Source organism: Thalassotalea ganghwensis (assembly GCF_053485795.1).
In genome coordinates this window covers 73066-85298 of sequence record NZ_JBQRUM010000009.1, presented here as the reverse complement: position 1 = coordinate 85298, position 12233 = coordinate 73066, and the positions used below count along the sequence as shown (strand labels likewise).

9 protein-coding genes are annotated in these 12233 nt (G+C 39.9%); 8 read left to right on the top strand and 1 reads right to left on the bottom strand.

Annotated features, from left to right (window positions below; genetic code table 11):
• Positions 1–81: 81 nt before the first annotated feature.
• The gene (locus ACSLUH_RS10945; protein WP_448566883.1) at positions 82–354 is read right to left on the bottom strand and encodes an oxidative damage protection protein; all 273 of its coding nucleotides are present in this window, start codon (positions 352–354) and stop codon (positions 82–84) included.
• Positions 355–611: 257 nt separating this feature from the next.
• On the opposite strand from ACSLUH_RS10945, the gene ACSLUH_RS10940 reads away from it, so the two are divergent.
• From ACSLUH_RS10940 to ACSLUH_RS10905, 8 genes are all read left to right on the top strand, one after another.
• The gene (locus ACSLUH_RS10940; RefSeq protein WP_448566881.1) at positions 612–1874 is read left to right on the top strand and encodes an efflux RND transporter periplasmic adaptor subunit; all 1263 of its coding nucleotides are present in this window, start codon (positions 612–614) and stop codon (positions 1872–1874) included.
• Between the two features lie 15 nt (positions 1875–1889).
• Positions 1890–2603 (top strand): ABC transporter ATP-binding protein, encoded by a 714-nt coding sequence (locus ACSLUH_RS10935; RefSeq protein WP_448566879.1) that lies wholly within the window; start codon positions 1890–1892, stop codon positions 2601–2603.
• Between the two features lie 27 nt (positions 2604–2630).
• The gene (locus tag ACSLUH_RS10930; RefSeq protein WP_448566878.1) at positions 2631–3944 is read left to right on the top strand and encodes an ABC transporter permease; all 1314 of its coding nucleotides are present in this window, start codon (positions 2631–2633) and stop codon (positions 3942–3944) included.
• A gap of 9 nt (positions 3945–3953) precedes the next feature.
• Entirely contained in the window at positions 3954–5159 is a 1206-nt protein-coding gene (locus ACSLUH_RS10925; RefSeq protein WP_448566876.1) for an ABC transporter permease, read from the top strand.
• Between the two features lie 74 nt (positions 5160–5233).
• Positions 5234–6028 carry a trypsin-like serine protease gene (locus ACSLUH_RS10920; RefSeq protein ID WP_448566874.1) on the top strand — a complete coding sequence of 265 codons (795 nt, stop codon included), beginning with the start codon at positions 5234–5236 and terminating at the stop codon, positions 6026–6028.
• Positions 6029–6124: 96 nt separating this feature from the next.
• Positions 6125–7459 (top strand): sigma-54-dependent transcriptional regulator, encoded by a 1335-nt coding sequence (locus ACSLUH_RS10915; RefSeq protein ID WP_448566872.1) that lies wholly within the window; start codon positions 6125–6127, stop codon positions 7457–7459.
• Positions 7456–8754, top strand: a complete 1299-nt coding sequence (locus tag ACSLUH_RS10910; RefSeq protein ID WP_448566870.1) for a sensor histidine kinase — start codon at positions 7456–7458, stop codon at positions 8752–8754. The genes ACSLUH_RS10915 and ACSLUH_RS10910 overlap by 4 nt, the downstream gene beginning before the upstream one ends.
• Before the next feature lie 233 nt (positions 8755–8987).
• Positions 8988–12134, top strand: a complete 3147-nt coding sequence (locus ACSLUH_RS10905; protein ID WP_448566868.1) for a TonB-dependent receptor — start codon at positions 8988–8990, stop codon at positions 12132–12134.
• Positions 12135–12233 lie beyond the last annotated feature (99 nt).

The following is a 12233-nucleotide window of genomic DNA, read 5'->3' as shown; positions in this document are numbered from 1 at the left end:
TTTGTTTGTCGTTTTTTTCGGCTTATTGCAGCAAAAAAGCGCACAATGGTTAAATTTTAACTGTATCTATCGTAAGAGAGTTTATTTTTTCTCAGGAACGTAACCTTCAATTTTAGGTTCTATACCTTCAAAAAGGTAATCGATCATTTGTTTTTCTAATATGGCACGATCATCTGGGTTCATCATGTTCATTTTATGTTCGTTGATCAACATGGTTTGCTTCTTTTGCCAGTTAGTCCATGCTTCTTGACTAATATTGTCAAAAATTCGCTTACCAACCTCTCCTGGGTAAAGTTGGAATTTTAACCCTTCGGCTTCTTTTTTTAAGTGTTGGCAAAATACCATTCTGCTCATAATGATTCTCTTGTCTATTTAATGTCGTTGTTAGCATTAATATTATCATAATGTATCCACCTAACTTAAGTGTTATCTCTTTTCTATGACATTTGCTAGTGTCCACTGTCCGAAACACCAATATGTCGTTATTTCTAAAAGTGTCCGCGGACAGTTTTTATGGCGGTTCCTCTTTGTTATTTCTATTTAAAACAATGGTTTATTGTTTTGGCACGGCTGCTGCTTTAACAAGAGCAAGTTGTTTTAGAGGAATAAATATGATCAAAGATACAAGTCAGCAGGACACAATGGTCAATAAACCTAAGCCTAATCGTATTAAGCAGGTTGTTGTTGGTACATTAATTGTTGGCGCTGTGACTATGGGATGGAAAGCCGTAGGGTCTTGGCAAACTAATGAGGTCAGCATTGCGAGAAGTCAGCTAAAGTTGGCTACTGTTGAGCGTGGTGATTTGATGCGTGACATTGTTACTACGGGGAAAATTGTCGCAGCCAATGCCCCCATTGTTTACAGTCCTGAAGCGGGATTAGTGACATTACTTGTTAAACCTGGCGATATGGTTAAAGCGGGTCAGCAAGTTGCGATGATTGAAAGTCCACAGCTAATGGCGAATTTTAGTCAACAAAAAACCTTAGTGCAGCAATTAACCTCTGACGTTAGCCGTGAAAAACTATCAGCCAGAAGAACTCAACTGGCGTTACAACAAAAAGCAGAATTAGCAAAGGTTAGTTTAGCGGCAGCAGAGCGAGAAGCTCGTCGCGCAGAAGTATCGATTAAGCGTAATTTAATTAGTCAAATCGACTATGAAAAAGCTCAAGATGATCTTGCTAAAGCGAAGTTAACCGCACACCATGCTGAGCAAGAAGCCAAAATAACAGAAGATACGTTAGCTTTTGAAGTAAAAAACAAAGAATTACAACTGAAAGCAGTGACACAAGAACTTGCTGAGCTTCAACGCAAAGTAGATGAACTTGCTATTGCATCAACGGTTGAAGGTATTGTTGGCAATTGGTTGGTTGAACAAAAAGCGAAAGTGACTAGCAACGAGTCGTTAATGATGATTGTCGACCTGTCTGCTTATGAAGCCGAGTTGCAAGTGCCGGAAACGTTTGCCGATGAAATTGGTTTGGGTATGCCAGTTGAGATCAGTATGAGTGACAAGCAACTTAAAGGTCAATTGGCGTCTATTTCTCCTGAAGTTATTAGTAACCAAGTGACTGCACGCGTGAGAATTAGCGATGCAGGCGATATCAACTTACGTCAAAACCAACGGATCAGCGCACGCATAATTTTAGAAGAAAAACGTGATGTTCTGATGGTACGCAGAGGGCAGTTTTATCAAAGCGGCGCTGGCAAGCTTGCTTATCGAGTTGACGATAATATTGCCAAACGTATTTCGATGGTAAGCGGTGCCACAAGTATGACACATATAGAAATAGTAGAAGGTTTAAACGAAGGCGACACCTTAGTTGTCTCAGATTTAGAAATATTTGATAACAAAGCACAAGCGTTGCTTTACTAATTAAGGAATTTACACATGCTTAAAATGAATAACATTAATAAGGTATACCATACAGATCTTGTTGAAACACATGCGTTACGTGAGTTTAGTTTGGAAGTGAAGGAAGGTGAGTTCGTCGCAGTAACCGGCCCTTCAGGGTCTGGTAAAACAACTTTTTTAAACATTGCTGGCTTACTAGAAACAGTGAGTGCTGGTGACTATCAATTGGATGGTGAAAGTGTTGTGGGTTTGAATGACCGAGCGTTATCACGTTTACGTAATGAAAAAATTGGCTTTATTTTTCAGGGGTTTAATTTGATACCTGACTTAAATCTCTATGAAAACGTTGATGTGCCATTGCGTTATCGTGGTTTTAGTGCCAGAGAGCGTAAACAAAAAATCGAGCAAGCCCTAGAGCTCGTTGGTTTAGCGTCACGAATGAAACATCTCCCAGCTCAATTGTCCGGTGGTCAGCAGCAACGCGTCGCGATTGCTCGTGCTTTGGCGGGTGAGCCAAAATTCTTGTTAGCGGATGAGCCAACAGGAAACTTAGATAGCTTGATGGCAAAGCAAGTGATGGAGCTTTTAGAAGACATTAACAGGAAAGGTACCACCATCGTTATGGTGACTCATGATCCAGACCTTGCCAAAAGAGCGCACCGAAATATTCAAATCGTCGACGGTCAACTTTGTGATTTTAAAATGTACCAAGGTGGCAAGTTAGCGGAACCAGAAAAAGCTTCTGCGTAAACCTGTGTTGATGACTAAGGAATTATTATGTTTACCTATTATATAACTCTGGCAATGAAAAGTTTGCGTAAAACGCCTCTTAGTACAGGTTTGATGGTAGTTGCCATTGCTTGTGGTATTGGTATTACCATGACGACATTAACGTTAAACCATGTACGTTCAAATGATCCTATTCCTGAAAAAAGCAGCGTATTATATGCCATGCAGTTGCAAACCTCTGGAAAAGATACCACTTGGAACACTGATGATAATGTGCCGACACAAGTCACTTATCAAGATGCAATGAATGTTGCGCGGTTCTTGCCAGAACTTAAACACACACCTATGTACAAAACGGGCTTTGCGGTACGTTCTTTCGACCCTCAATTTACGCCATTGTTAAATTCGACCCGTATGACCAACCGCCATTTCTTTTCGATGTTCAATATCGATTTTATATATGGTGGTGCGTGGTCAAAAGAGATTGATGAAAACCCAGCCAATCAGGTAGTTATCGCCAGTGATCTCAATGATAAATTATTTGGAGGAGGAGATAACGTTGGCAAAGAGATCTACTTAAATAACGATACCTATCGTATTGTCGGTATCATTGAAAACTTTAATCCAGCTCCTAAGTTTTATGATGTAAATAACGGTGCTTTTCAAAATAGCGAGCAAGTATTTATTCCAATCTCATTAACGCAAGTAGCCCAGTTTGACTCTTGGGGAAATAATAATGGTTGGAAAGATGAGGAAATTCATTCATTTGAGGATAAGAAATCGTCTGAAATTTTATGGTTACAATATTGGTTCGAAATTCCTGATAAGCAAGCGAAAAACCAGGTTGAGCAATACTTAGCTGGCTACATTGAGCAACAGAAAAAACTTGGTAGATTTGAACGTGATGATGCTAAAGCACATTTTAAGAATGTGAAAGAGTGGCTTACGTATAATAAAGTAGTGAGTGATGATAGTAATGTGCTCGTTGGCGTTAGTTTCTTATTCTTATCGGTTTGTCTTGTAAACACTATTGGTCTATTGCTAGCGAAGTTTTTACGCTCTGCTCCCAATGTTGGTGTGCGTCGTGCACTAGGCGCAAGTCAAGGGCAGGTATTTTTACAGCATTTGGTTGAAGTAGGTCTTTTAGGCTTAATGGGCGGATTAGTGGGATTAGGCTTTGCTCAAATTGGGTTATCTGTTCTAAAAGCGCAGTTTAGAGGATATGACGTGCTCGCGACTATGGATATGACAATGTTTTTAGCAGCTCCGGTTATCGCAGTAACTGCAACAGTCTTTGCTGGTATTTATCCAGCGTGGCGAGTTTGTAAAACTCAGCCTTCTATTTATCTTAAAACTCAATAGGAGTAGACAATGTTAGCTATTTCTCCAATTTTTAATGCCATGATGCGCAGTAAAAGTAGCGTCGTGTTAATTGTTATGCAAATCGCATTAACCTTAGCCATTGTTAGTAATGCAGCCTTCATTATTCATGAGCGTATCAATGATATGAATCGAGATACTGGTATTCCTGAATCTCAAGTTGTTGCTTTTTTTATGTATTTTTTTGATGACGAGGTCGACATTATTCAGCAACTTAGAATTGACGGCCAAAAGGTTAAGGAATTACCAGGGGTTATCAATGCTTCAGCCATTAATCAAGTACCGCTATCAGGAAGTGGTGATTCGTGGTCGGTGCGAAATCAAGCGGAAAATGAAGGGGCGATATCGGTTGGAACCGGAACTTTCTTTGGTGGTGTTGACGTGGTTTCTTCATTGGGGCTAACCGTTTCACGCGGGCGCGATTTTAGGCCTGAAGATATGATAGCAAGAGTGAATGGTGATGAAGAGCCTCAAGTCGTCATTATTACTCAGGCGCTTGCTGATAAGTTATTTCCTGAGCAAGATGCACTAGGAAAAACACTTTACACTTATACTATGCCGCTACAAATCATCGGTATTATCGATCAAATGCAGGGGCCGTGGGTGCACTCTGAATTGGTTGAACGGAATATGTTTGTACCTGTCGAGGTAACCAACAAGTTTTTCAGGTTTGCTATCCATGTCGAGCCAGAATACGTCGAACAAGTGATGGCGGATATTCAGGAATATATGCTATCGCTGGAGAATCGTCGTGTTGTTAATCCGCCGATGACTGTTGCTGAAAATAAGAGTGGTAGTTACCAAAATGATCGGCTGATGACTAACATGCTCATTATCATTATTACCGTGCTCGTATTTATTACCGCATTGGGGATTGCCGGTATGACGATATTCAACGTTAATCGTCGTCAAAAGCAAATTGGAACGCGAAGAGCTATTGGTGCAACCAAAAATGACATTATTAGTTACTTTTTAACCGAAAGTTTCATTATGTGCGCACTTGGCTTGGTATTAGGCTCTATCGGGGCGGTGGTACTTAGTAATTACTTGATGAGTTATTTTCAATCGTCAGCGCTCTCGATTAATTACATAATTGGAACCATTGTTGGTATTGTTATCGTTGTTGCTTTCTCTGTGTTTTGGCCAGCACGAAAAGCATCAATGATTTCGCCTGCAATTGCAACACGATCTGTTTAGTAATGACCTTGAGAGGATGTTCCTCTCAAGGCTTCTTAATAAAATGTAACTTTTAGCAACCATAAGGAAATATAATGTTTAAAGGCATTGTTGCTTTTTTATTAATCCTCTTTAGTTTACACAGTAATGCTATTGTCACTCGTCATGATGTGAAACAGCAAAACTACGTAGTTGAACAGGCACCTGGTTATTTCGTTGATATGCCACATGAAGGGCAAGGGGTGCTAATTGCATCGCAATGGGTTCTAACCGTTGCTCATGTGATTTTTTATGACTACCGAGGTAAAACCTTAACTATCGGTGGCAATTCGTATGTGGTAGAGGATGTCGTTGTTCATCAAGGCTTTACTAAGTTTGATCAGCAACTTTTACAGCAAGGGACTGAAGCAGTGATGAATTTTCAATATGAAAATAAAGATATCGCTTTAGTTAAGCTGAGCAAACCTGTAGAAAATGTAAAACCAATTGCGTTATATCAAGGTCAGCAAGAGCTTGGTAAAGTGGTTACTGGCTATGGTCGAGGAGCGACGGGGAATGGAGAGTCTGGTGCGGTATTTGAGACTAAGCGCGCCAAAACATTACGCAAACTTAATAACCGAATTGATGAAGTCAGAACGCATTGGATTTCAATCACTTTTGATAACATTGCAACGGCGTTGCCGTTAGAAGGGATTGATGGTTCTGGCGACAGTGGCGGCCCGCTGATTATCGAGGAAAATGGTAAAGAAATGCTGGTTGGCATGTTTGCTTGGGATTATGTCGAAGGGCCGTTATCTGATTTTGTTGCGGGCCTGTATGGACATAAATCTTATCAAGTTAGGGTTTCTGCTTATTTAGATTGGATAGCTGCTATTATTAAGGCACAATAAACGCTCTAAACTAAGTCTATGATTTAAAATAACATTAAATATTTAAGCTAATTGCTATTAGACAAACAATAAATAACTAGGTAAAGATAATCGTTAATGGAAAAAATTTTAGTTGTTGATGATAATCCATCGGTTTGCCAAGCGTTAACCATATTGCTTGAGTTACATGATTACCAGGTCGTGACCGCAGCAAGTCCTGAAGATGCGTTGCCAATAGTGATGTACCAAAGTATTTCTTTGGTGATTCTTGATATGAACTTTACTCAAGACACTACTAGTGGTGAAGAGGGGAAAGCGGCTTTCTATCAAATAAGGCAACTTCAGCCTGATCTCCCTGTAATTTTACTAACCGCATGGACTGATTTGAGTACGGCGATTGAGTTGGTAAAAAATGGTGCTGCCGACTATCTTGCCAAGCCTTGGGACGATGAACGTTTATTGGTTACCATCAATAACCTAATCGAACTAAATGAAGTACAAAATAAATCACAAGCGTTAACTAAACAGCAACGTGAACGAGAGCAACATAACAATAGTGCTAACTTGTGCGGGATCGTATTTGCCAGTACTGCAATGCAGCGGCTTATCGACATGACAGTGCAAGTGGCTAAATCGCATGTCAACGTATTGATAACAGGCCCTAATGGCTCTGGCAAAGAAAAAATAGCCGATATTTTACATGCCAATTCGCCCAGGGCGAATAACGCATTAATAAAAGTGAATGTTGGTGCTTTACCTGTTGATTTGATGGAAGCTGAGCTCTTTGGTGCAGAGGCAGGGGCGTATACTGGCGCTAATAAAAAGCGCATTGGTCGATTTGAGGCGGCCGATGGTGGCACCTTATTTTTAGATGAAATAGGTAACTTATCCTTATCAGGTCAAATGAAATTGTTGCGTGTTTTACAAACCGGTGAATTTGAAAGGCTTGGTAGTAATCAAACATTAAAGGTAGATGTTAGAGTGATCAGTGCTACTAATGCCAACTTAAACAATGCCATTGAGCAAGGCACGTTTCGTGAAGATCTTTATTATCGCTTAAATGTTATACAGCTGGAGTTATTGCCATTAAATCAACGAAAAGATGACATTGTGCCGCTAATCGAACATTTCACTCAAGGGGCGAAATCAATACCTAAATTAACCTTGGAAAGTTTATTAAGCCATCAGTGGCCCGGTAATGTGCGCGAGTTGGAAAATGCCTGTCAACGAGCATTATTATTATCGCAAACACCTGATTGGCAACCGCAAGATTTTGGATTGGAGGCTGTTGAAATAACTCATGAAGCTTCACATGACGAAAGCTTAACCAAGGAAATGGTGGAGCAGGCGATTAAAGAACATGGAGGCGTGATCAGTCGAGCCGCTAAGTCATTGGGCTTAAGCCGCCAGGCGTTGTATCGAAGGATGGAAAAGTTTGGAATTGATAAATGAGCTTCTCCTACACTAAGTGGCGCTTTACTTTACTTTGCTTAGCCATGGTGTGGCTGAGCAATGGCATCCTATTCTATCTGCTTGGCGGACAAGATTGGCTTGAATTGGTATTGATCATGAGTTTTATTTCGATACTCGTGGTTAGCTTGATCAGTTATTTCATTACACCATTTATTAAAAAATTTTCGGCACTAGAAGCGGGATTGCTTAATTTTAAAGATAATGATTTTTCAAATACCTTGCATGTGCAAGGTAACGATGAACTAAGTCAATTGGCGGCACTATATAACGATGTAGCCGTTAAACTAAGAGTTGATAAGCAGCATATATATCAACGAGAGTTACTGCTTGATAAAGTGATTGAAAGCTCACCAATCTTGATGTTCTTAGTCGATGATGATGACTTTTTTGTTTATTCTAACCATGCAACGCGGCATTTTCTTAATGAAGGGCGTCGTCTCGAAGGAGAAAAGTTTAGTGAACAACAAAAGCATTGGCCTGAAAGCCTGCAGCAAGCGTTAGCGCATCATCAAGACGGTTTGTTTTCGGTAGAACATCAATCAGAAGTTGAAACGTGGCACTTGTCTCGTGGTGACTTTACCCTAAACAATAAAAAGCATCGTTTATTTTTATTAAAACGAATGACTAGAGAGCTAAACCGCCAAGAAGTCGCGGTGTGGAAGAAAGTTATTCGGGTAATAAGTCATGAACTTAATAATTCGTTAGCGCCGATTTCGTCAGTGACTCATTCAGGTAAGCTTATCGCCAATAAACTCGAAAATGATAAGTTGGTTTTAATCTTCGACACCATTAAAGAGCGTATTGAACACCTCAACCATTTTATTATTGGTTATGCGCGTTTTGCTAAGCTTCCCAACCCCATTATAGAGTCGGTGAGTTTGCCGAATTTCATTGACAAGCTTCGAACACAATTTTCGTTTAAACTTGAAAGTGATGTGCCTGCTGTTACTTTGAATATCGACGCTAGTCAGGTTGAGCAAGTGTTTATCAACCTACTTAAAAATGCGCAAGAGTCTGGCTCGGATAAGCAGCAGATAGCGATGGATTTTATTGTTACTGATAAGATGGTCAAGTGCCGTATTAAAGATCGTGGTACTGGCATGTCAGAGCAAGTGCTAAAAAATGCCTTGATCCCTTTTTACTCGACTAAACAATCTGGGACGGGGTTAGGGCTAGCACTTTGTCGAGAAATTATTGAAGCACATCATGGCAGAGTGTCTCTTCATAATCGTCAAGGTGGTGGTTTAACCGTGACTATTGAATTTGCTCTCTAATTTTTTGATTTTTGTCTTCTAGCCAAGGCCTCGTCGAACACTTTCATTATCCCTCTAAAAACCATTGATTTTTAAATATTAAGGCAACGACCCTATGCCGTGCTCGTCACAAAATTAGATATAAAGTAAAAAATATAAGGGCATAATGTATACAATATATTGAAGTTTGTACTACGATTGGTTATTCTTGGTAAGTTTTTTGTAAACAAATAAATAAAAACTAGGGGAAAAGTATGAATTTCAATACAAAAAATACATGGCGTAAAAGCCTTGTAGCGATAGCGATAGCGGGGTACTTAGGCGCTCCTGTTGCAATAGCAAGTGATAAAACTATGGGTAGTGTCGAGGGTGTTGTTGCTGTTGAGTCAGGCAACTCTTTGGCTAATGTTGACGTTACCTTAAAACATAATACCAAAGGTATTGTTAAGAAAACCCAAACTGATGAAAATGGTCAGTTTGATCTTAAAGGCCTACCAATAGGCTCTTATACAGTGACATTTTCAAAAAATGGCTATCAAACAGTTTCTGAAGCTCAAATTAACATTTCAGCTGGTAATACAGCATCTTTTGATGTTGCAATGTATTCAGACAACGTCGAAAGAATTCAGGTAACTGGTGCGTCCATCCGAGCTGTAAATATGGAAAGTTCTACTGAACAGCTTACATTAAGTGCTGCAGAGTTAGAAAAGCTTCCTGTTGCTCAAGATCTTTCGTCAGTAGCATTACTTTCACCAGCGGCTTCTTTAGCTGCAGATCCTGCTGGAGATTATGGTCGTGGTGTTTCATTTAGTGGTTCATCTGTTGCTGAAAACGGTTACTTTTTGAATGGCTTGAATATTACAGACATCCGTAAAGGCTTAGGTTATGTTGATTTTCCATGGGAAGCAATAGCACAAACTAATACCGTAACCGGCGGTGTGCCTGCTGAGTATGGCAACTTCATCGGTGGTGTTACTGATGTTGTTACTAAGTCTGGTGATAATGAGTTTAAGTTTGGTGTTAAAGCTGATTATCAACCTGGAAGTTTTCTTCGCTCAAGAAGCCCTGATATTCTACAATTTGATACCGCTCATCCTGAAACAGATGGTGATGGCAATGTAACAGGCTACCCATTAGCGCTAGATACATATAATGGTGAAGATTACACTAAAGATGCTCGTTATAATATCTGGGCAAGCGGTGCTATTATTGAAGATACGTTATTCTTTTATGCGCTTTATAACCCACAAAAAATTACTAACCGTTGGGCAGATACTACCACAATGACGCAACGTGTTGATGAAGCTGATTTTTGGTTAGCAAACGTTGATTGGTATATTAATGAAGATCATAGCTTGACTTTTACTGCTATGAATAACGAATGGGAGCGAAACGAGTATTACGCTGATTATAGCTACAGTGCAGCAGGGCGTGATCAAGGTAAGCGCACAGGTGAATACGGTGAGCCGACTCAATCTGAATGGGGTGGTTCGATGTTTTCTGTTAACTACAGTGGCTACCTCACCGATGATTTAAGTGTTTCAGCCGTATATGGTATTACCGAGCAAGATACATTAGAAATTAACCCTGTAGCTCATTTGAGCCGTGTTTGGGATAAGCGCAGCGGTTCTTGGCAGCGTCGCGGAGATTGGCAAGGATGGTCAAGTGGTGCACAAAGTGAAGATAAGCGAACTCAAACGCGAGTTGATTTTGACTGGGTGCTAGGTGACCACACGATTAACTTTGGTTACAGCCATGAGTTAATCGAAACCTTTGACCGTTCAGAATATTCAGGCAATGGCTGGCGATATGATGTTTCTATCGCATCAGAAGGTGATGTTTCATACATTAACGGTATTATTGAAAGGCAAGCCAACAGAGACGGCGTAGCGTATGTACCATCTCCGCTATCTGCTGGTGATGAATATTTCTGGACAAAACAATATAAGAAAAACGGTAGTACAGAGCAAAATTATCGTTCGTTCTATATTGAAGATAACTGGGTTGTCAATGATCAGTTAACGTTAAACATTGGTGTTCGTAATAGCTCTTTTGATGCTTCAACTGGTACAGGTGAAGAATACGTTGCTATGGATAATCAATGGGCTCCTCGTTTAGGAGCTAACTACGATTTGTTTAACGATGGTTCAACTAAACTATTTGCAAACTATGGTCGTTACTATATGCCAATTTCACCAAACACCAGTGCGCGTATGACTTTGCCTGAAGTCAATATTACAGGTTATGGTATGTTCGATGGCTTCAATGAAGAAAATAACACGCCTAATATCGTAGGTGATTTGTTTGCTGTTGAAGTTAATAGTGATGGTGAGTTAGCACAACCGGTTTCTACCTTCGTTGATAAAGACTTAGATCCAATGTATAGCGACGAGTTTGTATTGGGTATTAAGCATGAATTAAACGATGACTGGAAAGTCGGTGCTCGTTATGTTTTCCGTGACCTTAAATCTTCAATTGAAGATACCAACTTACGTTTTGCTTTAGTTGAAAAATGGGGCAGAGAAAACCCAGAAGAACTAAAAACTTTACAAGAACTTGGGCTTAATACTGATGTAAGTTGGTTAGCATTGGTGATCAATCCGGGTAACCCTGTTAAGCTTGCTTATGATAAAAACCAAGATGGTGAAGTATCAAGTGATGAATATGTTGAGTGGGATGCAGAGTACTTAGGCCTTCCTAAAGCGAAACGTAAGTACCATGCTATTGAATTGACAGCAGAGGGGCAACTTACTGAAAACTTTAAATTACACGCTTCATATACATGGTCTAAAAATAAAGGAAGTACAGAAGGCTTAGTTAGTGGCTCTCACTCTCAAGCAGATCCAGGTTGGTCGGGCTCCTATGATGCGCCTGAGTTAACCGATAACAGTTATGGTCGTACATCAAATGACATACCACATAAGTTGAAATTATTTGGTATTTATGACGTAACTGAAGAGCTTTCTTTAGGCGTTAACTTAGCAATTCAGCAAGGTCGTCCAATTAATAAATTAGGTTATCATCCACAAGGTGTCGGTTCTTGTAGTGAGCCTATGTGGTTAGATGCTGAAAAAACACAATTCAATAATAACGCTATTACTGATTGTACTGATATTAGAGGAACAGATTTCTACTACAATGGTGAACCTTCACCGCGTGGCTCTCATGGTCATAGTAAATGGATCTATAACTTAGATATGAGTGCTTCATATAGCACGGAAGTCGCTGGTGGTAACTTGTTTGTTTCTGCAACTATCTACAATCTGTTTGACTTTGATACTGCGACATCTTACTACGATGTAGCAGAGTTAGAGCAGGGCGTTGATGATCCAAACTATAGAAAGCCTAAGCAATTCCAAGCTCCTCGCAGTGCCCAATTAACGGTTCGATATGAGTTTTAATCGTTAAAGTTAGCACATGATAAAATGCCAGTCCGCTTTATTGACTGGCATTTTTTTACCTTTTTTATCAGTATTCGACAATGTAACTGCACAAAAGTA

Coding starts and splice junctions, on each gene's coding strand:
- ACSLUH_RS10945 (WP_448566883.1), bottom strand. CDS start 354: ATGAGCAGAATGGTATTTTGCCAACACTTAAAAAAAGAAGCCGAAGGG.
- ACSLUH_RS10940 (WP_448566881.1), top strand. CDS start 612: ATGATCAAAGATACAAGTCAGCAGGACACAATGGTCAATAAACCTAAG.
- ACSLUH_RS10935 (WP_448566879.1), top strand. CDS start 1,890: ATGCTTAAAATGAATAACATTAATAAGGTATACCATACAGATCTTGTT.
- ACSLUH_RS10930 (WP_448566878.1), top strand. CDS start 2,631: ATGTTTACCTATTATATAACTCTGGCAATGAAAAGTTTGCGTAAAACG.
- ACSLUH_RS10925 (WP_448566876.1), top strand. CDS start 3,954: ATGTTAGCTATTTCTCCAATTTTTAATGCCATGATGCGCAGTAAAAGT.
- ACSLUH_RS10920 (WP_448566874.1), top strand. CDS start 5,234: ATGTTTAAAGGCATTGTTGCTTTTTTATTAATCCTCTTTAGTTTACAC.
- ACSLUH_RS10915 (WP_448566872.1), top strand. CDS start 6,125: ATGGAAAAAATTTTAGTTGTTGATGATAATCCATCGGTTTGCCAAGCG.
- ACSLUH_RS10910 (WP_448566870.1), top strand. CDS start 7,456: ATGAGCTTCTCCTACACTAAGTGGCGCTTTACTTTACTTTGCTTAGCC.
- ACSLUH_RS10905 (WP_448566868.1), top strand. CDS start 8,988: ATGAATTTCAATACAAAAAATACATGGCGTAAAAGCCTTGTAGCGATA.